Below are 23,807 nucleotides of genomic sequence, written 5' to 3'. Positions count from 1 at the left end.
ATTATCAATCTATTATATTTATATATATCGATTTTACAGAACAATATTTTGATAGTATTTTTATTTCAAGAATATAAAATATGAATAAACCAATTTTTTCAGATGAAGAGCTTTTGAAGCTTGTCGCTGAAGACAATACGGAAGCATTCAAAATATTGTTTGATCAATATTATAATACCCTGGTCCGCGTTTTAATGCGATTTTCTCAGGATCCTGAACAGGTAAAAGACTGGGTGCAGGAGATTTATGTGAAATTATGGGAGTGCAGGAAAAATCTGGACATTGATTCCATCGGAAATTTCAAAGCATATTTTATGGTAATTGCCAGAAATCATGCGATTAAACATCATACTAAAAAGAAAAAACTGGAACTGGTTTCTAATTATGAATTGACGGATTACGACGTTTCGGATAACAACCTTGTCGAAAATCTTGAACATGCAGAGCTGATGCATGCATATCAGAAAGCACTTTCCAAATTGCCACATCAGGCGACAGAAGCTTTTTTTCTGAATCGTGAAAAAGGCCTGACCTATACCAAAATCTCAGAAGAATTGGGAATATCTATCAAAACGGTAGAAGCACAGATTTCCAAGGTGATGTCTTTTCTGAGGCAAGAGCTTGTGGTTTATCTAAGATAACTTCCATAGAATCGGTTTTTGGGCCGACTTCATTTCACTGATCTTCTAAGTAACTTTTATTGTGAAATCACCAGCGATGTACTGATCTCGATGGGTATGCAAGAAATAAATCAATACGCAGATCAGTCGAAGAGCATCTACGCATTTCATGAGTTTAGATGATGTTCGTTTTTACCATTTGCACATTCGATTTAGTACTGCTGAGTAAAGCAATCCACAAGATTTCCCCAAATTAGATCTCTGCGCTAAAATCCGGATAATTGCAGGTCCCATTCGCTTTGATTTACTACACTTACTTCTGGCATAGTTGTTTATTGAAGAGCATATTGTTTCCCATACAAAAATGACTTCAAAAGAGCGGTCATTGCCCTGATTCTTAAATATTTTACTTAATAATTGTCATGATTTTGATCTGAATATAGAGGTATATCTAATGATCGAAAAAGTGGCAATTGACGTCGGCCGATCCGGAACTTTCCGGGTCAGGGTTATTCGTCACGTTCATTGAATAATTTTTTCTTTCATCAACAATTTAATGAGGTATCATCAACTGCTTGAATGAGTAACATTATGATTCAACTACCTAAAAACTTATTGTGCTTTTCGCATTTACGATGGGACTTCGTATATCAACGTCCGCAACATCTGATGACTCGTTTTTCTGAGTTTTCATCTGTATATTATCTCGAGGAACCCATCTATGGCGAAATCGAAAATGCTTTTCTTACATTCTCGCAGAGGCTGCCAAATCTTTGGGTTTGTGTACCGCATTTGCCACATGGAATGAGTAAAATGGAAATTAACAGACAATTAAAATCCCTGTTAAACATTTTTTTTGTAAATAAGGACACAAAGGATTTCGCGTTTTGGTATTACACGCCAATGGCCTTGGAATTCTCTTTTAAATTTGTACCGGGATTGACAGTATATGACTGTATGGACGAGCTGTCTGCGTTCAAATTTGCGCCGGATGAATTAAAGGATCTTGAAAAACGTCTTTTCAATAAAGCAGATGTGGTTTTTACAGGAGGACAATCGCTTTACGAAGCTAAAAAACATCAGCATTATAACATCCATCCCTTTCAAAGTAGTATTGATAAACAGCATTTTGCGAAAGCCAGATGTAAAAAGTCAGAACCAGCTGACCAGGCATCAATTGAAGGCGTTAAATTAGGATTTTACGGGGTAATTGATGAGCGGTTTGATATCGATCTGATACGGGGAATCGCGGATACTCATCCCGAATGGCAAATTATTTTGATAGGTCCGATCGTAAAAATTGATCCTGCTGCATTGCCGAAAAATAAAAATATACATTATCTCGGATCGAAAAAATACGAGGAACTGCCTCTGTATTTATCTGGATGGGATGTCGCGTTGGTTCCGTTTTTGTTGAATGAATCGACCAGATTTATCAGTCCGACAAAAACACCTGAATATCTTGCAGGCGGGAAACCGGTGGTTTCGTCTGCAATCAAAGATGTGATTAATCCTTACGCCAAAAATAAGCTTGTTTCCATAGGTGCAGACGCGGATGATTTTGTGATAGCCATTAAAGAGTTGTTAGAAAACCCGAATAATGAGATATGGCTAACGCAGGTTGATAAGTTTTTATCAGATTATTCATGGGATAACACTTTTCATTCAATGATGGAACTTATGGAAAATACGATGAAAAATAGAAATACCACGGTAGCTGTGGTAAGCGAATAATTGGAATAGGAAAATAAAACGAGTCAGATTTTGGAAATGAATAACCAGATTATCGAAAATCCCTTCCAGTCATTCTGGATGGCGGGATTCGAGTGTAGCGATCAATTGAATACCCATGGAGATCGGGTCGATTTTCTCCAAATTACATCTCATCTGACATTAATTCATGAAGATTACGAACGAATAAAAGAATTTAATTTTCATACAGTACGTGAAGGATTGCGGTGGAGCCAGGTGGAAACCAAGCCTTACACTTACGATTTTAGTATCCTGAGAGAAATGTTGCTGGCTGGACAAAAACACGGGATCCAGCAGATCTGGGATGTATGTCATTTCGGTTTTCCTGATGATCTTAGCCCGGTGCATCCTCATTTCACGAGACGATTTGCGGCGCTTTGTAAGGCATTTGCCACCTATTACAAAAGCTTTGACTTTGATCTTCCGCTGATCGTTACACCAATTAATGAAGTTAGTTTTATGTCCTGGCTCGGCGGAGACGTCGCCGGGACATCTCCTTATTGCCGGAATAATGGCTGGGAAGTGAAATATGCCTACATGCGAGCCTATATCGCCGGAGTGAAGGCCATGAAGGAGGTTGATCCGAGGGTCAGGATTTTAACGACGGAGCCCTTGGTAAGTTTGTCGCCAAAGCTCAATCCAACCTCCCGGGATATAGATAATGCCAGAAATATGCATGAGCTGCAATATCAGTCTGTCGACATGTTATGTGGCAGAATTTGTCCTGAATTAGGAGGTCGTCCTGAATATCTGGATATGCTGGGTTTCAATTATTACTATAACAATCAATGGATCGTTGAACCCCATCAAATGCTTGGATGGAATGATAATGTTCCGCATCAAAATTTACGGCCATTATCAAGTCTGCTAAAAGAAGCGTTTGAACGCTACAATCGTCCCATTGTACTTACCGAAACAAGTCACCCAAAAGAAGATCGGCCGCTTTGGATTAGATATGTGAGTACTGAAATTATGAAGGTGATCCAGGAAGATATCCCTTTTTGGGGCGTTTGTATTTATCCGGTTATTGACCGCCCGAACTGGGATAACCTGGATGATTGGCATAATTCAGGTGTGTGGGATATGGATCCTGCTCTTGGACTTGATAGCAGGGTTTTGCATCAACCTTCCGCAAAAGCGTTGTTGGAATGTCAGGAACTGGTTGAATCGACAATAAATGTTGCGGGAAATCAGAAATATTTTCTGCTGGAAGAGGCCGTATCTGAAATCCAGGATATTTGAACCGACGATGATAACTGAAATAACTCAATTACATAACGAGCTTGGAAAACTTGAAATGATCCAGGTGCAGGACTTGGGCGTAAGCATTGTTATGGCTCCGCATCCAGATGACGAAACATTAGGATGCGGCGGAACGGTAGCTTTACTGAGGAAACTTGACTTTCCTGTTCATTTTATTTTTGTGAGTGATGGTACAATGTCGCATCCAAACTCGAAAAAATTTCCTGGACCAAAACTGAGAAAATTACGTGAAAAGGAAGCTGAAAAAGCCGTTGTGACACTTGGCGGGAAGAAGGAATGTATTGAATTTTTAAGAATTAAGGATCGGAGCGTTCCTCATGCTGATGATGCTGGTTTTATGGAAATAGTAGAAAAGCTATCAAAAACCGTTAACGATACTAAGCCAGATACGATTTTTGTTCCGTGGCAAAATGATCCTCACCCTGATCATAAGGCAACCTGGGAAATTGTTTCAGAAGTTCGTAAACATTTGGAAATCAAACCCAGAATTCTGCAATATCCGATATGGCTGTGGGAGCTTGGAAATCCGGAAGATGTAACATTGATAGATCGGATGCGGAGGTTCGCCGTTAATATTGAGGAAACGCTACCAATAAAAAAACAGGCACTAAATGCCCACGTTTCTCAGGTGACACGGATGATCGATGATGATCCGGAGGGTTTTATGTTATCACCGGAAGTTATCGCCCACTTTGATATACCGACTGAAGTATTTTTTGAATCAAAATAAGCAACTATGAATAAGCAAGGGAAATCTCTTGATGCTGAGTTTTTTAATAAAATGTACGAACAAAATCAGGATCCCTGGGATTTTGAAAATAGTCCATATGAAAGGGAGAAATACCAGGCAACGCTGAATGCTATTCCGAAAGATAAATACAACAACGTTTTTGAAATTGGCTGTTCCAATGGCGTTCTGAGCGAGAAACTTGCCAGGTTTTGTCAAAATTTATTGGCTGTCGATGCGAGTTCTATCGCAGTCAAAAACGCGCAAGATCGTTTGGCGGATTATCAATTTGTGAGCGTTCAGGAAATGACAATTCCTGAAAATTTTCCACAAAAAAAGTTCGATTTAATACTCTTCTCCGAAGTTGGTTATTTTCTCGATATGGAGGATTTGATCGCGGCAAAAGATAAAATGATTGATGCACTTCTGCCAAACGGTCATTTACTCATTGTTCACTGGACGCCGTTTGTTGAAGAATTTCCACTTACCGGCGATGAAGTCCATGATCTGTTTATGGAATCTGTCGGATCCGGAACCGGTACTTTGAGACATCTTCATGGAAGAGTTGAAAGTCAATATCGTTTGGATTTATTTGAAAAGAATTGATTTTCAATTCTTTTCAAATTCCAGAATTCTTGCCTTTAATTGTGGGATCACTTTGACTACATCCATTTTCTGCCATCTTTCTGACCACATTCCATGGGTCAGCTCGTCTTCAAGGGTTTCCCAAAACATACCAAAATAATTCGTTTCCGCTACCAGATTCGACAACCAGTGCTGATCTATTTCCAGAATTTCCGCTGCTGCCAAAAGGAGAGGAGATGATTTTTTTTGCTCATCATTCTGTAACCAATACTGGCGTAAAAGTTTTCTTGCTTCAAGTTTTTTAAATAATGCTTCTGCCGGTTCGACTAAAACGGGGTCATGCGCTGCATTCATTTCGCCCCATTGCTTTAATTGAATCGAAAATCCAAAATCTACCCGTCCCTGAATGCGTGTTGATGTTATTACCTTGACCAGCGGACTTAAACGGATTTTTGCATCGATACATTTCAAAGCTTTATGAAATGCCATATCTTCCAGAAATGGAATCACGGGGAGCCTTCCTGAAAGATCGTAGATTGCGCAGGTAACGGCAAAACTGGCTCCAAAACATTGATAATGCCGTGGCCAGGGATCATTATCCTGAGGATCAAGAAGCGTTTCAATCCGCGAAACCAAATGTTTATAGGTCACGTCTCTCAGATAATAAACTCTGGCAACAGTATTTTCCGGGCGGGTAAGAATCCTGCCACCGACCACATCATTCCCTTTTTTTATTTCTTCAATCGTATTGAATACCCAGTTTTTATCGACTTCTGTATCACCATCGGTGCTGGCGATAATTCCGTTGAGCCTGCCCAGTAGTTCAAAACGATTATAAGCAGCATCCATTAAAAGTCGGCGTACAGTACCAATATGCGCGACATCACGGGCGAGCTTGATTTCTTCGATAAACAAATTGAAATTAGGATATCGTTTTTTATACCTGCGTGCATAATCAGCTGACGCATCAGAGCAATTATTGGCAAGCAGCAAAACTTCATATTGGTCATAAGGAATCTTCTTACCCATATTATCGTGTTGCTTGCGCAATGCATCCAATGTTTTTGGTAAGTTGTCCAGTTCGTTCCTCACAGGAAGAATAACTGACAATTTCAGATTGGGTGCAGGTGATATGGTATTGAATAAATCAGAAGCCGAAACTTGAACAACATCGGCGGTTTCTTCCAAAGAAGTTTGTACCATCTTTATATGAACAATTAAATGAAATGCAGCATTTTATTTACCACAGAGATTTCCATTCCATTTAAAAACTGTGCCAAATGGACATCATTCGGAGTTGTTGTCAAATTCATTTTAAGGATCATTAGTTTGATATTGTATGCAGATTGAAAGGGCATGCTTTTTGAGCACAAGTGTTCTGGTTTAAATATTTTTACAACATGATTGTTAATTACAAAGAGGACGGGTGGCAAATTATTTCTCAAAGAGCGCACGGGTTATTGGCCGGTGAGATTTGCTTTAACTGGAACAAAAAATCACGTTCAGAACGCTGGTTCGAAACGATTATCGCAGCAACGGAACATGACGATGTCTTTAACGAATTTGAAGATGGCGAATTGGTACTTAATGAAAATGGTGGCCCGGTCAATTTTAAAATGAGAGCGTTTGAAATGGACAAATGTGACCGTCTGATCCGTCAGGCACTATCGAAAAGCCGATTTGTTGCCTTACTCATTTCTCATCATATTCAATTTTTGCACGCGGATTCAGAGGATAAAGAAGCTGTAAAATATTGCAGGAATTTGAACAAGTCGAATAAGGTTTGGCGTAGTGAGATTGGCGTAACAGAAGAGGATATTCAAAAAGCATATGCCATCATTGAATGGTGCGATGCCTTTTCACTTTTGATCTGCCAGCAGTTAATTCAGCCAGAAAATCGCAAGATTGAAATCAGTAGAGGCCCTGACGACCTTTGTTATCAGCTTCATGCACCTCAGGAAAATGTGCTTTGCGTTGATCCCTGGCCGTTCGAGACGAGTCAGTTTGAAGTGCATTATGAGTCCCGGACGCTCAAACAATTGAAATTTGAAAGTGATCAAGAGTTTAGGGAGATTTTAATGAAAACACCTGTTGAAATACATACTTTTAAATTGATCAAATAAGAAAATCAGGTTATTTTTGGTTAAGTGCAGGAAGTTATTTTTTAGCAATATTTTTTGACTAAATTGTATTTTCAACTAAATCAAAGCTTGGTATGCCTCTCCCAGATATTTTCAGTAAAGCAGTCTCCCGTGAAGTGATTAACCGGATTGAGAAATTAGATAGTCATCAGCAACCGCTCTGGGGAAAGATGAATGTCGCTCAAATGCTCGCCCACTGCTGTGTTTCCTATGAATATGTTTATGAAGATAAACACAAACCACCCGGGCTTGTGATGAAACTTATTCTCAAAATGTTTGTGAAGAACCAGGTTGTAAACGAAAAACCTTATTCAAAAAACAGTAGAACCGCACCTGATTTTATCATTTCCGATGACCGGGATTTTCAAAAGGAAAAAGAAAGGCTGATCGGGTATATTTTGAAAACGCAGGAATTAGGGAAAATGCATTTTAAAGGAAAAGAATCCCATTCTTTTGGAAAGCTGAGCTGCACCGAATGGAATAACATGTTTTACAAACATCTTGATCACCATTTGACTCAGTTTGGGGTCTAGCTAGCAGATTTTCAAAATCGTTTATCTAAAAAAATACGAGCAGGTAAAAGATAAAAAACTCTTTTATTTTAAGTTTGAAATAACTAATTTTGTATCTAAATAAAATGCAAAATGGTTTTTTCGAAAACATGTGAGTATGCGATCAGGGCGGTGATCTACGTCGCACAGAAATCCGAGGATGGAACAAAGGTTGGTATCAAAGAGATTTCGGCTGGTATTGATTCGCCCGTACACTTTATTGCCAAAATTTTGCAGGATCTGAGCAAAAGGGAAATTGTGCAGTCTTCAAAGGGCCCGAATGGGGGATTTTATATTGACAGAGAATCGCGCAAAAAAACGCTCGCGGATGTTGTAACGGCCATTGATGGCGATAAGTTATTTACAGGATGCGGTCTTGGACTGAAAAATTGTTCAGAGACGAAACCTTGCCCACTTCACGCTGAATTCAAGAATATCCGCGAAAAAATCAGACTAACTTTACATTCTGCAACCATTGGAGATTTTAATGAAAGCCTCAACGCAGGTTTGAGTTTTATTAAAGAAAGGTAGCTGCACACCACCGCAACTTGGCATTTTGAACGCTTCTATCTTTTAATTTTACGATATTGTATTCTGGTGATTGAAAAAAAATTCTTCACAAAATCTATGTAGATTGGAAGAAAATTTTGGATATTTATGTCATCACGATTGTGTAATACACGATAATCATTCATAAAATTTCATTTAACACTTACCAGATAATAGTTTTAAAGTTATGGGAAAAGGCAAGGATTTATTCGGGAAATACAACGATTTAGGTAAAGAAAAAGGAGTTGGAAGTGAAGAATATAATTATTCCTGTGTTCTTTTTCAAGCACTTTTAATGCTGGGAGAAAGAAAAGTCTTCGAACTTTTGGAGGAGGCAGATGAAAGCGGCAAAAAGTTATCGCTTGAATATGAAGCCCAGACAAGCGACGGCGAAAAGATGCCGAGTGAGGTGATACTGGTTTAGGAATACAAGTTAAGATAGATCTGCGGATTAAACATAAATTTTAGCGTAAAACCCTTCATCAATTTCATGAAGGGTTTTTTAGTATTTGGCCGTTGCGAACCTATATCAATCGTGATGTTCGGTGTCAAAAAAAGTTTTAATAACTTCCCGGTAATTTTCTGAATATTGAAATTAATATCCACTCATCTGGTTCATGATTTTACGTCAGTTTATTTTTTGGATCACTTCAAAATCATAAAAAATCAGGACTTGATTTGTGCAGATTAAATTAAAGGAATTAATAAATCTGTTTTTTGAAAAAAAAATCAGATTTTCATGGGACTTTTTTTTCTCTGGCGGTCTTAATATTGAATTAACATTGATTAAAGTACCCAAATAGCGTTCGTGTAGTATAACCAGTACCGTCAGATATATATATCGCCCAAAATGATCAGTATGGAAGGTAGTCAAAAAGCTGAGGACCATCTCCTTCTTCAAAAGATGAAGAATGGGAGCAGCATTGCTTTTGACGCCATTTATGAAAAATATTGGGAGAAACTTTACAATGCGGCATACAAAAGACTTAATGATGAAGATTATGCAAAGGATATAATCCAGGACATATTTTTGCAGCTGTGGCAGCGTAGAGAAGAGCTGCAAATTGACCATCTTCAGACTTATCTATATACTTCGGTAAGAAATAACGTATTCAAATACCTTGAAAAAGAGCAAAGATATACACCGGTAACCACGCTGCTCGAACAACTTAGTGCAGCAAGTGACAAGACTGATGCATTTCTGCTCAGAAAAGAATTTATGGTCAGGTTTGAAGCCTTGATCAGGACACTTACGCCGTCTCAGCAGGAAATTTTCCGGATGAGGTATCACGAGGATCTTTGTACGCTTGAAATTGCAGAAAAACTGAATATAACCCGTAAAACTGTTCAAAATCAGCTCCATAGGAGTATTGCACAGCTGCGGCATTCGTTTGGGTTATTTATGTATCTCTTGTTAAGTAACTTTTAAAAGTTTTCGTGGGATTTTTTAGTCTTTACCGGTCTTATCATAAATAGGACAAAAAACGCCTTGTGCGATCACTGATGAATAAAGAAGATTTTTTGATTATTCTGGAAAAATATAACCAGGGAATAGCAACGAAAGAGGAGGAAAGTTTTCTTTTTGCGTACTACAGGCTTTTTGATCTGGAAGAAGATGTTCTGGACAGGCTTGATGCTGACGCGAAACAGAATTTAAAAAATAGTATTAAGGAAGAAATAGATAAACGGATACTGCAAACTGATGTTAACCAATCACTTGAAAAAGATGGGTACACGGTAAATTTTCATGTCAGATGGCTTGCTGCTGCGATGTTGATCGCCGTCAGTTCACTGGGGTATTTTTTTTACAACCGTTCCATCAATAAAAGCGTTGATCCTCAGGAATTTGTTCAAAAGAAGGAGCAGAAAATTGTTCCGGGTACTAATCAGGCATTACTCACCCTGGAAAATGGTGAAGTAATTGTGCTTAATAATCAGAAAGACGGTGTCGTGAGCCAGCAGTCGGGTGTATCAGTTCGTAAGTTGAAAGACGGGCAGCTGGTCTATGAAATGAAAGAAACTTTGACAGAAAATCCTGTTCTGAATAGGGTAAGTACGCCGAAAGGGGGGCAGTATCAGCTGATTCTTGCTGACGGATCTAAAGTTTGGCTCAATGCGGCCTCATCTATCAAATTTCCTTCCGCGTTCGGAAACACTGAACGGTTGGTCGAGATTACCGGGGAGGTTTACTTCGAAGTTGCTTCTGATCCTTTGAAACCATTTAAAGTGAAGTCTGAAAATCAGTTGATTGAGGTGCTCGGTACAAGGTTTAACGTTAACACTTACCGTGATGAATTGTCCTCGAAAACTACGTTGATCGAAGGAAAAGTAAGTATTTCAAAACTGACGAACGGGCAGGCTAACCTACGCGGAAGCCGGATTATGAAACCGGGGCAACAGGCAACCGTTGACAAAAATAGTCCGGATATTATTTTAGAGACGGTTGATACCGAGCAATCGGTGGCCTGGAAAAACGGCTATTTTAAATTTGACAAGGCTGATATCCAGACCGTCATGCGCCAGATATGCAGATGGTATGATGTCGAAGCTGAGTATAAGGGGAAATTAAGTACCGATTTATTTGCCGGCGAGATCAAGCGTGATGAAGATGTGAACAAAGTGCTCAGAATTCTTCAGTTGAGCAATATCGATGTCCGGATAAAAGGGCGGAAAATAATTATTTCTAATTAAAAAATTCATTTTGAATATCCTAAACCAACACAATCTAAAATATGTGGCTAAACATCTATCGACGCATTCGTAAATCCAAAAAGTCAGCACCTCCGGGACACTTATACGCAGTGAAACTGACATTTATTCTCTGTCTTGCCTGTTTCTTCAACCTGAGTGCAAAAGGATTTTCCCAAAGTATTACGCTTAAAGCCGAAAATATGCCTTTGGAGAAAGTGCTTATCTCGATCGGTAAACAAAGCGGGCATTTTTTCTTTTACAAATACAATGAAATTAAGGACGCGCGACCAGTTACCTTGAATCTGAAAAAAGTAAGTCTGGAAGATGCCTTGAAGGAGAGCTTTCGTGGTCAGCCGTTTGGATTTACAATTGATAATAAAACCATTATTGTTAACAAGAGTCAGCAGCTGCCTGCAGCAAAACCTGTCCGGAAGGAAACCACCGGAAGTGTTGTCGATCAGAATGGCAATCCGCTGCCCGGCGCTGCAATCCGGGTGAAAGGTTCTGATCAGGCAGTAATCTCAGATGGCTCTGGAATGTTTTCATTGACCGATTTAAATGATGGTGCCGTTTTGATGATCAGTTATACAGGATTTGCAACACAGGAAATTCTTGTTTCATCCGGCGCACCACTTCGTATCATAATGATGGAGGATAGTCAGAGTCTGAATGCGGTTGTGGTAATCGGTTATGGTACGCAGGAAAGAAAAGACGTTACCGGAGCTATCAGTTCCATGACTGCTGAAAAAATAAAGGATCAGGCGGTTTTTACGGTCGATAATGCCATGGCAGGTCAGATGGCGGGTGTCCAGGTAAGTCAGTCGACGGGCGCACCAGGGGGAGGTTCATCCGTTCGTATTCGTGGAGCGGGTTCGCTGAGTGCGGGCAATGATCCGTTATACGTGGTTGACGGGTTTCCGGTAACCAACGATTTTAATCAAACCAATAATCCGCTGAATACCATTAACCCGGCTGATATTGAAAATATACAGGTTTTGAAAGATGCTTCCGCAACGGCTATTTACGGTTCAAGAGGTTCTAACGGTGTTGTGATCATCACTACCAAATCCGGAAAAAGCGGAACGTCGAAAATTGATCTGACCGTCAACACGGGAATTCAGAAAGTAGAAAGATATCTGGATGTGCTGAATGCCTCTGAATATGCAAGTTATCTCAACGAATCCCGAAACAATGCCTGGGTTAACTCCGGGCCGGGCAGGAGCGCCTCGGATCCTAACTCGGCCAGGACAAATAATGTGATGTATCTGTTACCGGATATGACCAAAGATCCGGCGTCACTGGGTGAGGGTACCGACTGGCAAAAGGAAATTTACAGGTCGGCATCGATGCGGAACTATCAGCTCAATTTTTCGGGTGGTAACGACAAAACAAAATATTTCATTTCAGGCGGTTATTTGTCACAGGAAGGAGTAATCATCAATTCTGATCTGAAAAGATATTCATTCCGTATCAATGTAGAATCGGACGTACACAAAAGAGTGAAAGTGGGTGCAAACCTGACGCCTTCTTATACTTTTAATAATCTGGTCAATGCAGAAGGCAACTGGCAGGCAGGTGGTATTGTGCAATCCGCGCTGACCGCCGCTCCATTCCTGACTCCGTATGACAGCGAGGGAAATTATACCAAAATAACAGGATTGGGGATAGGTACCAGCGAAGTGGATAATCCTGTGAAACTGGCAAGAGAATCTTATTACAAACAGGGAACGCTGCGTTTACTGGGAACAGCCTTTGCTGAAATCAATATTCTGGACGGTCTGACTTTTAAAACCCTGGTTGGAACAGATTTCAGGAACTTCCGTGAAAATATATTCAGCCCCTCCATTGTTAACCCAAATAGTGTTAACGCGGTAAAGGTGCCGACGGCATCGGCAGTAACCTCCGAGACAAAAAACTGGCTGGCTGAGTATACGCTTAGTTATAACAAAAAATTCCTCAAACACGCTGTGAATGCTTTGGTAGGTTATACCGCGCAAAAGGAATATATCGATTACAGCAGTACTGCCGGGACAAATTTTGCCAACGATCAGATCAAAACGATGAATGCCGCCGGACTCATCACAAACGCCGTTACCACGCAAGAAGAATGGGCATTGATATCTTATCTGGCCAGACTGAATTATAGTTATGCAGACAAATATTTGTTCACTGCAACGTTCAGAAGAGACGGCTCGTCGCGTTTCGGGGCGGATAATAAATGGGGCTTTTTTCCTTCGGTTTCCCTGGGATGGAGAATTTCGGAAGAGAACTTTCTTAAAAATGCCGGTTGGCTGAGTGAGCTGCGGGTACGTACCAGTTATGGACTTACAGGGAATAATTTCATAAGCAACTACGGACATATCGGACTCACAGGTATTGAGAACTATATTTTTGGCGGCAGTGGCGGTTCGATCATCAACGGCACAAGGTTGACAAATATTCCCAACAGTATGCTCGGATGGGAGAAGAACAATCAGCTTGATGTCGGTCTGGAAATTGGTTTGCTTAAAAACCGTATTTCCATGTCTTTGGATTATTATATCAAAAATACCTCAGACCTGTTGCTAAACGTGCCGGTTCCCACTTTGACGGGATATGCGACAGCTCTTCAGAATATCGGTAAAATTCGTAACAAAGGATTGGAGTTTACGGCACTGAGCCGGAATCTGGTCAACAGGTTTAAATGGACCACCGACTTTAATATTTCAACCAACAAAGTACAGGTGCTGAGATTGGGACCGGACGGTTCGCCTATTATTTCCCGCCAGACCACTTCTGCCAATGCACCTACACACATCACCGAGGTAGGGGCAGAACCGGGAAGTTTTTATGGATATCAGGTTGTAGGTGTATATCAGAATGCTGATGAAGTTGCAACAACGCCAAGCATTGCCGGAGAATCAAAACCGGGTCATCTGAAATTTGCGGATGTCGACGGTGACGGGAAAATCACCAGTACAGACCGGACGAAGCTGGGCAGCCCTTTTCCTGATTTTACCTATGGAATGACGAATACGTTTTCATACAAAAGTCTGGATTTTTCATTCTCACTACAAGGTGTTCAGGGATTTGAAGTGTTAAACATGGCGAGAAGATACTACGGCAACTATGCAGGTTCGTATAATGTGTTGAAAAGTGCATCGCAGGGATGGCGTTCAGCGCAGGAACCTGGAAATGGAAAATCACCAATGGTTGATCGGAATTTCGGTGCATTGCCGGGCAGCAATCTGGTTAACAATGTAACGTCTGTATTCATTGAAGACGGATCATATCTGAGGGTTCGCAACATTACATTGGGATATAATATTCCGGTAGCGCGGATCACGAAGTCGAAAATAGCCAACGCGCGGATCAGTTTTAGCGTGCAGAATGCATTTACGTTTACAAAATACGAGGGCTATAATCCGGAAGTGAGCGTACAGGGTGGCAGCACGCTGGTGCCGGGTGTGGACGCGGGTGGTTATCCGCTTGCTCGCACATTTATGCTGGGATTAAACTTGGGCCTCTAATTAAATTAATCATGAATAGTTTTAAAAAAATATGGATTTCCGGAGCCGTACTTCTGGCTTCCCTCACAGGTTGCGATCAGAGCTTTCTGGAATTGGCACCTATTTCCCAATTGAACGGTAATAATTTTTACCAAACAGGGGAAGATATGAAAAATGCCCTCACTGCTACCTATGGTGCATTGCAATATGGAGGTCTATACTATTCTTCCATGCACATCATCGGTGACCTTCGCTCAGATGATACCTGGATACCCAACCCAAATGCCGGGGCAAACTTGCAGGAGGTAGACGAGTTTAAGAACAATGCGTTCAATACGATCAGCAGCACAACGTGGAGCGGGCATTACCAGGGCATCCAGTCGGCCAATATTGTCATCGAAAAGATCGGTGCAGTCAGTATGGATGAAACGCTGAAAGCGAGATATACCGGAGAAGCTAAATTTCTGAGGGCGTTGATGTATTTTAATCTGGTTCGGATATTCGGTGATGTTCCTTTGGTTTTACAGATAATCAATAATCCTTCCGAAGGTTACAGTTACAAGAGGGAGTCTTCTGAGCTGGTATACCAAAACATTATTCAGGATTTGAAAGATGCTGAACAATCTTTACCAAATAAATATACCGGAACGGACATCGGAAGAGCAACCAAAGGAGCTGCAATGGCTCTGCTGGGAAAAGTGTATCTGACACAAAAAGACTGGCAGTCCGCATCGGCAAAGTTAAAAGAACTGATTGATATGAATGAATATCAGTTGCTTCCTACCTATGCGGGCGTATTTGGTATTGCCAATGAAAATAACGCGGAGTCTATTTTTGAAGTACAGTTCAAAAAGGGTTCCACCGGTGAAGGTAGTCCATATACAAACCAGTTTGCGCCTATTGGATCGGGAACGGTGGTGTCAGGCATTGGCAATCCACTGGGACAAAATATCCCGACGGAGGATATCAGTAAGGCTTATGAGGCTGCGGACGTGCGTAAAAATGTTTCGATGCGTACGAGTTATGTACTCAGCGGGACCACGGTTTCTCACAATTATGTAGCCAAATACCTGGGTACACCCGCAGCCAACCTGGACAGCGATAACAACTGGATCGTTCTCAGATATGCCGATGTGCTTCTGATGTATGCCGAAGCACTAAACGAAATCGGATTTGTTGCAGAGGGGCCAGCGTTTTCTTATCTGAACAGGATAAGAAACAGAGCAGGCCTGGCCAATAAGACTAGTAATAATGCAAACCCATTGCTGGCAGTTCCAACGCAGGCTGCATTCAGGCTCGCCGTCGAACAGGAAAGACGGGTGGAACTGGCCTTTGAAGGGCATCGTTGGTTTGACCTGGTGCGGACCGGGAGAGCGGTTACTGTTTTGTCCTCGCTGGGTATCCAGGCGCATCATGTACTTTTTCCAATCCCCGAAAGCCAGATCGAAATCAATCCTTCGGTCATGACCCAGAACCCTGGTTATAATTAATTACAAATACGAGTTTGTTTATTTTTAACAAACATCGATTACAAAAAACCTACCGGATCGTTGGATAGCTAAGCGCTGACAACGATCCGGTATTTTACTGATTTATATGAAAAACATCCGTCTTTGCATTTTTGTAATATCGATTTTTACAGCAAGCGCAGTGCATGCCCAGCAACCTCTCACGCTGAACAAACCCGATAACGGCTACCGGGGAATCTGGTATAGCAACCAGCCTTCAAATGATGAATATGTTTACAAATACAGCGGAGGTTTAGGAACTTATCCAGCCAATCATTACCCGTTTTCTGTTTATGCAAAGGAGGTGAATAAAACCTTTTTTTGTTACGGCGGCACCGACGAGGGCGGGAAAACGCTGCTGCACATGGTTTCCTATTTTGATCACAAAACGGGAAAAGTCCCGAGACCGACCATCGTCCTGGATAAAAAAACGGATAACGCCCACGACAATCCGGTTATGAATATCGATAGTGCAGGTTATATCTGGATCTTTTCCACTGCGCACGGAACCAACACGCCCTCTTACATTCACAAAAGTCGGAAACCTTACGATATCAGCGCATTTGAACAGATCATGGCAACGCGTAGGACAGGAGATAAAACTGTACCGCTGGATAATTTCTCTTATTTTCAGAGCTGGTATCAGCCGGGAAAAGGTTTTTTGAATTTGTTTACGCATTATGACCGTAATGTGATCCCCGGTCAGCCTAAAAAGCCTCGAAGAACAATCAGTTTTTTTACGAGTCAAGATGGTGTTTCATATTCTGAGTGGCAGGATCTGGCGGTAATTGAAGAAGGCCACTATCAGACCAGCGGCAGTTATCAGGATAAAAAAATCGGTAGCGCATTTAATTTTCACCCAATTAAAGAGGGAGAAAACGGGCTGAACTACCGTACAAATCTGTATTATATTGAAACAACAGATTTCGGGAAAATCTGGCAGGCTGCGGGTGGTGATACAATTACATTACCATTGAATCAGATCACCAACAAAGCACTGGTTCGGGAGTACCATTCACAGGGTCTAAATGTTTATATCAATGACCTGGCCTATGACAATGCCGGTCGCCCGGTGATACTTTTTGTCACCAGTAAAGGATATCAGGCAGGGCCGGAGGAAGGGCCCCGGGAATGGCTTACGGCCAGATATGACGGAAACGCGTGGGTGATTAAGCCCGTTACTACCTCGGACAATAACTATGATATGGGTTCTCTTGATATTGATAAAAAAGGAGTCTGGCGGATCGTCGGCCCGACTGTGGACGGACCTCAGAAATATAACACTGGAGGTGAAATGGTTCTGTTGACAAGCAAAGACGAGGGGGAAACCTGGCAATCAAAACAACTGACTTTTAACAGTATTTACAATCATTCCTATGCCCGGAAACCGGTTCATGTTCACGATGATTTTTTTGCCTTCTGGGCAGACGGAGATGGCAGGAAAAAATCTGAATCAAGGCTTTATTTTTGTGATAAAAGGGGTAAAGTCTTCATGCTTCCGAAAGTGATGAAGGCGGATTTTGAGAAACCGGTCAGGGTAAGAAAAAATGGATAAAACGGAACACGTATGACCGGTTTTTGGTGGTGCCCTAGACTGTCTCCACTCCTTCACCCAGCACCGTTTAAATCCGTTTATACGGTGCTGTATCCGCTCAACAATTGCCGTCAATGAATACTTAATTTAAGATAATTCTGGCAGACTTGTTTTACGGCGTACTGAAACTGGGAACAAAAAAGTGGCATGTTAAAGGGGAAATAGTTTATCGTATTATTGCAATAAGAAAATAACTTTTTATCTTTGCAATATGGGAGTTACAAAAACACAGGTTTTCACGGATAAACAAAACCGCATCGCTGATTTAGCGAAGGCGCTGGCGCATCCGGCACGTATCGCGATCATTCAGCATCTGTTAAAGGAGAAGTCGTGCGTTTGCGGTGATCTGGTAGAAGTGCTGCCACTTGCCCAGGCCACGGTTTCACAACATTTGAAGGAACTCAAAAATATTGGTATCCTTCATGGTGAGATCAACCCTCCGCGGGTTTGTTATTGTATCAATGAAACGGTCTGGCAGGAAGCAAAGTCAATTTTTGGTGAAATTTTCGAATCTGAAGTCGCACCAAATTGCTGTAATTAAATAGATTTTTGAAAAATATTTTTGTTTCATATTTATCGTAACATAGCAATGAATAATTCAAATCCGGTAAACTGGCAGGCCTTTAAAAATATGCTTTTGGAAAACCCTCAGCACGTACTTCAATTCGAATATGCAGAGGGCAAATTTGTTGATGCCTCTTATCACATTACCGAAATCAAGCAGGCTCCGATTGTTTCGGTGGACTGTGGCGGTGTGATGAACAGCTGGACAGAAATCATTATACAGCTTTGGGAGCCATCGGTAACGGAAACAGACCGTGCGATGAAGGTAAGCAAAGCACTTTCCATTATAAATCTGGTTGAAAAATCGCTTCCACTCAATCCTCTGGGCATTGTTAAAATCGAATTTGGTAATTCAAAATTTGATACGCGCCAGATGTACCCGTCAGAATTTATTTCAGAAGGGGATTGCTTCACAGTGAAACTGGCAGCGGATTATACACAATGCAAAGCAATCACCAGAGGCGGAAGCTGTGGAACGACGCCATCGGGCGAAGAATGCTGCACGCCTGCTGCGAATACGGTCACATCAGCAAAACAAACCCTTGAATTAGAAACCATCGGTGCTGGAAGTCAAAGCTGTACACCTGGTGGCGGATGCTGCTAATAAGCGGATAGGCATTAGCTTTTGGCTATAAGCTTTTCGCTAATTCGTATAAATAGAAAATACAAAAACTTATTTTTTATGATATTAATTCGCACTCTTGAAGCATCTGACTGGCCGACCGTCCGTGAGATTTATGCTGAAGGTATCGCAACCGGACAGGCTACGCTGGAAACGAGCCCGCCGGAATGGGAGGTCTGGGATAGATCCCATACAACAGACCTACGGTTTGTCGCTGTGACTGATGGAGGTGAAATAGCTGGATGGACCGCCCTTACGCCTGTGTCCGGCAGATGCGTTTATGCGGGTGTAGCCGAAGTAAGCGTGTATGTAGGAAGCAGATTCCGAGGACAAAAGATTGGTGATTTGCTTTTGAAACACTTAATCAAACAAAGCGAAATGTTGGGTTACTGGACCTTACAGGCCGGAATATTCCAGGAAAACCTGGCGAGTATGAATCTTCATGCCGGTAATGGTTTCAGACTTATCGGATTTCGGGAAAATATTGGAAAAATGAACGGAGTCTGGCGAAGTGTTAATCTTCTGGAAAGAAGAAGTAAAGTAACAGGAATTGAATAGCTGTTAATCGGCTTTCCGAAAACTTTGCGCAGCTGCGGTTTTCTCCATTTTGTAATGTAAATCAATTTTAAAAATACAGCCGGCTGCTGATCGCTGACGGCCGAAAGCAATCCACATGAAACAAATATTAGTACTCTGTACGGGCAATAGCTGCCGCAGCCAGATCGCAGAAGGATATCTCAGAAAATTTTCCGGCGATAAAGCCGTCGTTTATAGTGCGGGTGTTGAAACGCATGGTGTCAATCCGAAAGCCATAAAGATTATGGCCGAAGATGGGATTGACATCTCGGACCATACTTCAAACAATATAGATGAATACACAAACATTGACTTCGATTTTGTGATCACGGTGTGCGACAATGCCAAAGAGCGTTGTCCGTATTTTCCGACAAATGCAAAGAAATTCCATCACAACTTTCCGGATCCGGCCAAAGCAATCGGTAGTGACGAAGAAGTGAAAGCGGAATTCCGGGCTGTCAGGGAAATGATCAAGGAATACTGTGAGGATTTTGTGAAGGCAAATCTTTAACAAATCAGTTTCAGGTCAGGTTGTTTATTCAAAACCGATTTAATGAAAAAATCCGGAGCGTGAGCAGCCATCGGGCTAATCGCTATTCGCTAAAAGCTAACACTTATGTCTGCATCACAATGCACCCCCGCGGCCAACAGAAAGAAACTCAGCTTTCTGGACCGCTATTTAACTTTATGGATTTTCATAGCCATGGCCATGGGTGTAGGCCTTGGCAATTTTGTGCCATCGATTCCAGCTTACATCAATACTTTTTCCAGCGGTACCACTAACATTCCACTTGCTATTGGACTGATCCTGATGATGTATCCACCACTTGCCAAAGTGAAATATAACAAAATGGGGGAGGTGTTCAGAAATACCAGAGTCATGACCGTTTCGCTTATCCTGAACTGGATCATCGGACCTGTGCTGATGTTTCTTCTGGCTATTATTTTTCTTCCAAACCATCCTGAATACATGATCGGCTTGATCCTGATCGGCCTCGCACGCTGTATTGCCATGGTGCTGGTTTGGAATGAGCTGGCGGAAGGAAGCCGTGAGTACGCAGCCGGACTGGTGGCGTTGAATAGTGTTTTTCAGGTTTTACTTTACAGTTTTTATGCCTATTTTTTCATAACCGTTCTGCCTCCGTTGGTTGGTTTGAAAGGATTGGCCGTGAATATAACCATCGCTGAAATTGCAGTGAGCGTCGGTATCTATCTGGGTATTCCATTTGCTGCCGGCGTGTTGAGTCGTGTTGGACTGACCGCATTAAAAGGCGAGCAGTGGTATGAACAGAAATTTATTCCGTTCATTTCTCCGATCACGTTGGTGGCATTGTTATCAACGATTATTTTAATGTTTTCCCTGAAGGGCGAGCTGATCGTGCAGCTGCCAGGAGATGTGCTACTGATTGCTATCCCACTTGTAATTTACTTTGTGATCATGTTTCTGGTCAGCTTTTTTGTGGCCAAAGCGCAGGGAGCTGATTATTCTCAAAACGCATCCATTGCCTTTACAGCTTCGGGTAACAATTTTGAGCTGGCGATCGCGGTTGCAATTGGTGTGTTTGGGATCAATTCCGGGCAGGCTTTTGTAGGCGTGATCGGGCCGCTGGTGGAGGTCCCTGCTTTGATTGCACTCGTTAACGTAGCTTTCTGGCTGCGAGATAAATACTATAAAACTGAAACGGTTTCTGCACAACATGGAAATGTATGATCTGATTGTGATTGGTGGTGGCCAGAGTGCTTTGGCCTGTGCATACTTCCTTCGCCGTACCGGTTTGAAATATATGATCCTTGACGACCAGCAAAAGGGCGGGGGAGCCTGGCAACATACCTGGGATTCGCTGACCTTGTTTTCTCCGGCTGAACACAGCTCGCTGCCTGGCTGGATGATGCCGAAATCTGCAAACCAATTCCCTTCAAAACAGGAAGTGCTTGATTATTTAAGTGCTTATCAGGAACGTTATCAGATCCGGATAGAACATGGTGTAAAAGTGACAGACGTTCAAAAAAACGGAACTGTTTTCACGGTGATTTCTGATCAGGGCGAATACCAGAGTCGGGCGGTGATTTCCGCAACCGGTACTTTTCAGAATCCATTTATACCTGAGGTGCCTGGCAAAGACCTTTTCAAAGGACAACAACTACACTCGGCACAGTATAAAAACGCGGAGCCTTTTAAAGAAAAAAATGTACTCATTGTGGGTGCAGGAAACTCCGGCGCGCAGATCCTGGCAGAGGTTTCCAAAGTTGCTAAAACAGTCTGGGCGGCACAAAATATACCGGAATATTTGCCTGACGATGTGGATGGCCGTGTGCTTTTTGATGTGGCATCCGCCAAATACCATGCGATGAAAGAAGGCAAGGAGTTTGTGCCTTCACAATACAATATCGGCAACGTGGTTATGGTGCCTACCGTGAAAGAGGCCCGCTCACGGGGTGTTCTCAAAACCCGGGAAACTTTTAAGGAGATTTATGAAAATGGTGTTGTTTGGCCGGACAATAGCCGGCAGCCTTTTGATGCGATCATCTGGTGTACCGGATTCGGGTTCGCGACCAATCATCTGAAAGGTCTGGGTATTTTACAGGACAAAGGAAAAGCAGAATGTGACGGAACTAAATCTGTACAGGTTGAGGGGCTTTGGCTGGTAGGATATGGAAGTTTTACAGGCTTTGCGTCAGCCACTTTAATCGGTGTCGGCCGTTCTGCGCGGCAGACGGTCAATGAAATAATAGAGTATTTAAAATCACAGAAACAATGAGAGTTGCTAAATGAGAATTGCTCTGCTATCAGATATCCACGCAAATCTTCCCGCTTTTGAAGCTGTACTCGAAGATTTGGAAAAACAAAAACCAGACGTTGTTTACTGCCTGGGTGATCTGGTCGGTTACAATGTCTGGCCAAACCAGGTGATCGGGCTGATCCGATGTCATGGCATTTCGACCATTGCCGGAAATCATGATCTGAAAGTGGCCAAAATACTTCCTTCACAAGATATATGCAGTACAGAAAAAAGTAGCGAATACGCTTACAAGCTTGTAGGCAAAAATGAGCGGGAATATCTTCTGACTTTGCCGAGACATCTGAAACTTGAATTTCAGTTAAATGAACATTCGCTGAATATGCTTTTGGTGCACGGCAGTCCGCGCAGTATCGATGAATATTTGCTGGAAGAGTTGCCGGAGGAGTATATGTCTGATATGCTTAGAGAATTTAAAGCCGATATTTTATGTTTTGGTCATTCGCATAAACCTTACCATCGCATCATCAATTCAGGAGAAAATGGCAGGGATCACTTTCACCATCTGATCAATACAGGCTCCGTGGGAAAACCCAAAGATGGTGACGTACGGGCATGTTATGTTTTACTAACCATCGATGCTTCGGCAAGTACGAAAACCAGGGACGGCATTCAGGCAGAGTTTATCCGGGTGAAATACGATGTGGAAAAGGCAGCGCAGGCGGTGGAACTGAGTTTATTACCTGATGCTTTTGCAGATAATTTAAGAGGAGCGTATTAATTGAATCAAATAATGTTCTCTTTTTTAAAAAAGCAGAATGTCGGGCTGGGAGATCGTGCAAACAAACAAGTTAGCCCATGCTGGAATTATGTCGGAAATTTGAAAGCAATGTTTCCAGGAAACGGAATTTAGCCGTATGGAGAGTTTCAATAATCTGCAGTGATCAACATTGGTTTTGGAAGACAAGCATAAATTATTTTTTGAAGAGTAACTGGCCTGTGTTTTATTTGTAGGATAAAATTTATTTAATACCCACTACAAAAACAGCCATTGAAAATGAAAAGTAAAACAGTTCTAATCCTGGTTATGTTAACCAGTTTGTTTTTTGCCTGCAATAAGTCTGGCAAAGCAGATACCCTTCATGAAGAGTCCGTTCTTAAAAACAATGCTACTTCGTCTGCTCCGGAATCGTTTAAACTTGTGCTTCCAGACTCCATTGATTTGAGTAAACTTCCTTTCAGTGAAAAGGAGTTGGCTGCCTTTCCTGTTTTTAATCCTCCGACAGATATAGTCCCTCTGAATAAGCCACTTATCCGCGATTTCGATCGGCTTTTTTTTCCTACAAAAGAAGGGATGATTCCTTTGGAAGGAAAGGTTTACAAAGCATTTTTAACAAGTGTCACGGGAAAAGAATGGTCTTTGCCTTTCTTTGAAAAAAGTTATAAAGATCTGATCACAGCTGCTGGAGGTGTGTTGCTATTTCAGGGAAAAGTACCGCAGATAGAACTGGACCGAATTAAAGACGAGGCTACCTATTTCGGCGAAGAGGGCTCCATTGATTACACCAACACTTTGGTGAAAGTTTACGCAATCCCTAGAAAAGAGGGAGATCATATCTTTATTCAGATCTCAGGATATAGTGCCGGTGGGTCGATCCAGATTCTTCAATTGCCTAAGGCTAATAAATGACGGAATAAGCAAGGCTGCTGCGCTCATGAATTTGCTTCCCCGGTGACAAAGCTTTCAACCAATGCCTAAGAAGTGGGAGGGGTCTAATTGTTATTACCGAAGTAATTCCGGTACAGCTCCTGATTTTGGATTGAAAGGTTAATTTCTT

23 protein-coding genes are annotated in these 23,807 nt (G+C 41.8%); 22 read left to right on the top strand and 1 reads right to left on the bottom strand.

Going from position 1 to position 23,807, the window contains the following annotated elements:
• The first annotated feature begins 80 nt into the window (after nt 1–80).
• The 5 genes from AC1XUO_RS03675 (at nt 81) to AC1XUO_RS03655 (ending at nt 4,968) form a co-directional block, all read left to right on the top strand.
• Nucleotides 81–641: an RNA polymerase sigma factor gene (locus tag AC1XUO_RS03675; protein ID WP_483328402.1), complete on the top strand. Its 561-nt coding sequence runs from the start codon at nt 81–83 to the stop codon at nt 639–641.
• 648 nt (nt 642–1,289) lie between these two features.
• Complete coding sequence (locus AC1XUO_RS03670; RefSeq protein WP_483328401.1) at nt 1,290–2,354, top strand: glycosyltransferase; 1,065 nt, start codon at nt 1,290–1,292, stop codon at nt 2,352–2,354.
• A gap of 36 nt (nt 2,355–2,390) precedes the next feature.
• Nucleotides 2,391–3,614, top strand: a complete 1,224-nt coding sequence (locus AC1XUO_RS03665; RefSeq protein ID WP_483328400.1) for an amine oxidase — start codon at nt 2,391–2,393, stop codon at nt 3,612–3,614.
• A 7-nt stretch (nt 3,615–3,621) separates the two neighbouring features.
• On the top strand, nt 3,622–4,365 hold the full coding sequence (locus tag AC1XUO_RS03660; RefSeq protein WP_483328399.1) for a PIG-L deacetylase family protein: 744 nt from the start codon (nt 3,622–3,624) through the stop codon (nt 4,363–4,365).
• Nucleotides 4,366–4,371: 6 nt separating this feature from the next.
• Complete coding sequence (locus AC1XUO_RS03655; protein WP_483328398.1) at nt 4,372–4,968, top strand: class I SAM-dependent DNA methyltransferase; 597 nt, start codon at nt 4,372–4,374, stop codon at nt 4,966–4,968.
• A gap of 3 nt (nt 4,969–4,971) precedes the next feature.
• Here the strand turns inward: AC1XUO_RS03655 and AC1XUO_RS03650 are convergent, their stop codons facing one another.
• On the bottom strand, nt 4,972–6,150 hold the full coding sequence (locus AC1XUO_RS03650) for a glycosyltransferase family 2 protein (protein WP_483328397.1): 1,179 nt from the start codon (nt 6,148–6,150) through the stop codon (nt 4,972–4,974).
• 197 nt (nt 6,151–6,347) lie between these two features.
• Between AC1XUO_RS03650 and AC1XUO_RS03645 the strand changes: the two genes are divergently transcribed.
• The 17 genes from AC1XUO_RS03645 to AC1XUO_RS03565 all read left to right on the top strand — a co-directional run bounded on the left by AC1XUO_RS03645 (nt 6,348) and on the right by AC1XUO_RS03565 (nt 23,659).
• Nucleotides 6,348–7,070, top strand: coding sequence for a DUF3891 family protein (locus tag AC1XUO_RS03645; RefSeq protein WP_483328396.1), 723 nt, complete (start codon nt 6,348–6,350; stop codon nt 7,068–7,070).
• A gap of 92 nt (nt 7,071–7,162) precedes the next feature.
• Nucleotides 7,163–7,621: a DUF1569 domain-containing protein gene (locus tag AC1XUO_RS03640; protein ID WP_483328395.1), complete on the top strand. Its 459-nt coding sequence runs from the start codon at nt 7,163–7,165 to the stop codon at nt 7,619–7,621.
• Nucleotides 7,622–7,732: 111 nt separating this feature from the next.
• On the top strand, nt 7,733–8,170 hold the full coding sequence (locus tag AC1XUO_RS03635; protein ID WP_483328394.1) for an RrF2 family transcriptional regulator: 438 nt from the start codon (nt 7,733–7,735) through the stop codon (nt 8,168–8,170).
• Between the two features lie 205 nt (nt 8,171–8,375).
• Nucleotides 8,376–8,612: a hypothetical protein gene (locus AC1XUO_RS03630; RefSeq protein WP_483328393.1), complete on the top strand. Its 237-nt coding sequence runs from the start codon at nt 8,376–8,378 to the stop codon at nt 8,610–8,612.
• Nucleotides 8,613–9,047: 435 nt separating this feature from the next.
• Nucleotides 9,048–9,617, top strand: a complete 570-nt coding sequence (locus AC1XUO_RS03625) for an RNA polymerase sigma factor (RefSeq protein ID WP_483328392.1) — start codon at nt 9,048–9,050, stop codon at nt 9,615–9,617.
• A gap of 74 nt (nt 9,618–9,691) precedes the next feature.
• The gene (locus tag AC1XUO_RS03620) at nt 9,692–10,879 is read left to right on the top strand and encodes a FecR family protein (RefSeq protein ID WP_483328391.1); all 1,188 of its coding nucleotides are present in this window, start codon (nt 9,692–9,694) and stop codon (nt 10,877–10,879) included.
• 41 nt (nt 10,880–10,920) lie between these two features.
• Nucleotides 10,921–14,388, top strand: coding sequence for a TonB-dependent receptor (locus AC1XUO_RS03615; RefSeq protein ID WP_483328390.1), 3,468 nt, complete (start codon nt 10,921–10,923; stop codon nt 14,386–14,388).
• An 11-nt stretch (nt 14,389–14,399) separates the two neighbouring features.
• The gene (locus AC1XUO_RS03610) at nt 14,400–15,857 is read left to right on the top strand and encodes a RagB/SusD family nutrient uptake outer membrane protein (RefSeq protein ID WP_483328389.1); all 1,458 of its coding nucleotides are present in this window, start codon (nt 14,400–14,402) and stop codon (nt 15,855–15,857) included.
• 106 nt (nt 15,858–15,963) lie between these two features.
• A complete protein-coding gene (locus tag AC1XUO_RS03605; protein ID WP_483328388.1) occupies nt 15,964–17,430 on the top strand; it encodes a BNR-4 repeat-containing protein in 1,467 nt (488 codons plus the stop codon).
• Nucleotides 17,431–17,680: 250 nt separating this feature from the next.
• Nucleotides 17,681–18,010: an ArsR/SmtB family transcription factor gene (locus tag AC1XUO_RS03600; protein ID WP_483328387.1), complete on the top strand. Its 330-nt coding sequence runs from the start codon at nt 17,681–17,683 to the stop codon at nt 18,008–18,010.
• Between the two features lie 48 nt (nt 18,011–18,058).
• Nucleotides 18,059–18,637: a DUF6428 family protein gene (locus tag AC1XUO_RS03595; protein WP_483328386.1), complete on the top strand. Its 579-nt coding sequence runs from the start codon at nt 18,059–18,061 to the stop codon at nt 18,635–18,637.
• Nucleotides 18,638–18,715: 78 nt separating this feature from the next.
• Entirely contained in the window at nt 18,716–19,213 is a 498-nt protein-coding gene (locus AC1XUO_RS03590) for a GNAT family N-acetyltransferase (protein ID WP_483328385.1), read from the top strand.
• A gap of 115 nt (nt 19,214–19,328) precedes the next feature.
• Nucleotides 19,329–19,742, top strand: a complete 414-nt coding sequence (locus AC1XUO_RS03585; protein WP_483328384.1) for an arsenate reductase ArsC — start codon at nt 19,329–19,331, stop codon at nt 19,740–19,742.
• A gap of 105 nt (nt 19,743–19,847) precedes the next feature.
• Entirely contained in the window at nt 19,848–20,942 is a 1,095-nt protein-coding gene (gene arsB / locus AC1XUO_RS03580; RefSeq protein WP_483328383.1) for an ACR3 family arsenite efflux transporter, read from the top strand.
• Nucleotides 20,935–21,990, top strand: a complete 1,056-nt coding sequence (locus tag AC1XUO_RS03575; RefSeq protein WP_483328382.1) for an ArsO family NAD(P)H-dependent flavin-containing monooxygenase — start codon at nt 20,935–20,937, stop codon at nt 21,988–21,990. Before arsB ends, AC1XUO_RS03575 begins: the two co-directional genes overlap by 8 nt.
• Before the next feature lie 10 nt (nt 21,991–22,000).
• Nucleotides 22,001–22,750, top strand: coding sequence for a metallophosphoesterase family protein (locus AC1XUO_RS03570; RefSeq protein WP_483328381.1), 750 nt, complete (start codon nt 22,001–22,003; stop codon nt 22,748–22,750).
• A 276-nt stretch (nt 22,751–23,026) separates the two neighbouring features.
• On the top strand, nt 23,027–23,659 hold the full coding sequence (locus tag AC1XUO_RS03565) for a hypothetical protein (RefSeq protein WP_483328380.1): 633 nt from the start codon (nt 23,027–23,029) through the stop codon (nt 23,657–23,659).
• Nucleotides 23,660–23,807: the final 148 nt, after the last annotated feature.

This window comes from Dyadobacter sp. HNCC25DJ186 (assembly GCF_056895235.1).
The sequence above is the reverse complement of the archived record's forward strand: the minus strand, read 5'-3'. Positions and strand labels throughout refer to the sequence as shown.

Bases quoted from the DNA above. Each gene is read 5' to 3' on its own strand.
- AC1XUO_RS03665 (WP_483328400.1), top strand. From the start codon at position 2,391: ATGAATAACCAGATTATCGAAAATCCCTTCCAGTCATTCTGGATGGCG.
- AC1XUO_RS03675 (WP_483328402.1), top strand. From the start codon at position 81: ATGAATAAACCAATTTTTTCAGATGAAGAGCTTTTGAAGCTTGTCGCT.
- AC1XUO_RS03625 (WP_483328392.1), top strand. From the start codon at position 9,048: ATGGAAGGTAGTCAAAAAGCTGAGGACCATCTCCTTCTTCAAAAGATG.
- AC1XUO_RS03565 (WP_483328380.1), top strand. From the start codon at position 23,027: ATGAAAAGTAAAACAGTTCTAATCCTGGTTATGTTAACCAGTTTGTTT.
- AC1XUO_RS03570 (WP_483328381.1), top strand. From the start codon at position 22,001: ATGAGAATTGCTCTGCTATCAGATATCCACGCAAATCTTCCCGCTTTT.
- AC1XUO_RS03640 (WP_483328395.1), top strand. From the start codon at position 7,163: ATGCCTCTCCCAGATATTTTCAGTAAAGCAGTCTCCCGTGAAGTGATT.
- AC1XUO_RS03630 (WP_483328393.1), top strand. From the start codon at position 8,376: ATGGGAAAAGGCAAGGATTTATTCGGGAAATACAACGATTTAGGTAAA.
- AC1XUO_RS03615 (WP_483328390.1), top strand. From the start codon at position 10,921: ATGTGGCTAAACATCTATCGACGCATTCGTAAATCCAAAAAGTCAGCA.
- AC1XUO_RS03645 (WP_483328396.1), top strand. From the start codon at position 6,348: ATGATTGTTAATTACAAAGAGGACGGGTGGCAAATTATTTCTCAAAGA.
- AC1XUO_RS03655 (WP_483328398.1), top strand. From the start codon at position 4,372: ATGAATAAGCAAGGGAAATCTCTTGATGCTGAGTTTTTTAATAAAATG.
- AC1XUO_RS03650 (WP_483328397.1), bottom strand. From the start codon at position 6,150: ATGGTACAAACTTCTTTGGAAGAAACCGCCGATGTTGTTCAAGTTTCG.
- arsB (WP_483328383.1), top strand. From the start codon at position 19,848: ATGTCTGCATCACAATGCACCCCCGCGGCCAACAGAAAGAAACTCAGC.
- AC1XUO_RS03660 (WP_483328399.1), top strand. From the start codon at position 3,622: ATGATAACTGAAATAACTCAATTACATAACGAGCTTGGAAAACTTGAA.
- AC1XUO_RS03590 (WP_483328385.1), top strand. From the start codon at position 18,716: ATGATATTAATTCGCACTCTTGAAGCATCTGACTGGCCGACCGTCCGT.
- AC1XUO_RS03620 (WP_483328391.1), top strand. From the start codon at position 9,692: ATGAATAAAGAAGATTTTTTGATTATTCTGGAAAAATATAACCAGGGA.
- AC1XUO_RS03585 (WP_483328384.1), top strand. From the start codon at position 19,329: ATGAAACAAATATTAGTACTCTGTACGGGCAATAGCTGCCGCAGCCAG.
- AC1XUO_RS03575 (WP_483328382.1), top strand. From the start codon at position 20,935: ATGTATGATCTGATTGTGATTGGTGGTGGCCAGAGTGCTTTGGCCTGT.
- AC1XUO_RS03610 (WP_483328389.1), top strand. From the start codon at position 14,400: ATGAATAGTTTTAAAAAAATATGGATTTCCGGAGCCGTACTTCTGGCT.
- AC1XUO_RS03595 (WP_483328386.1), top strand. From the start codon at position 18,059: ATGAATAATTCAAATCCGGTAAACTGGCAGGCCTTTAAAAATATGCTT.
- AC1XUO_RS03600 (WP_483328387.1), top strand. From the start codon at position 17,681: ATGGGAGTTACAAAAACACAGGTTTTCACGGATAAACAAAACCGCATC.
- AC1XUO_RS03605 (WP_483328388.1), top strand. From the start codon at position 15,964: ATGAAAAACATCCGTCTTTGCATTTTTGTAATATCGATTTTTACAGCA.
- AC1XUO_RS03635 (WP_483328394.1), top strand. From the start codon at position 7,733: ATGGTTTTTTCGAAAACATGTGAGTATGCGATCAGGGCGGTGATCTAC.
- AC1XUO_RS03670 (WP_483328401.1), top strand. From the start codon at position 1,290: ATGACTCGTTTTTCTGAGTTTTCATCTGTATATTATCTCGAGGAACCC.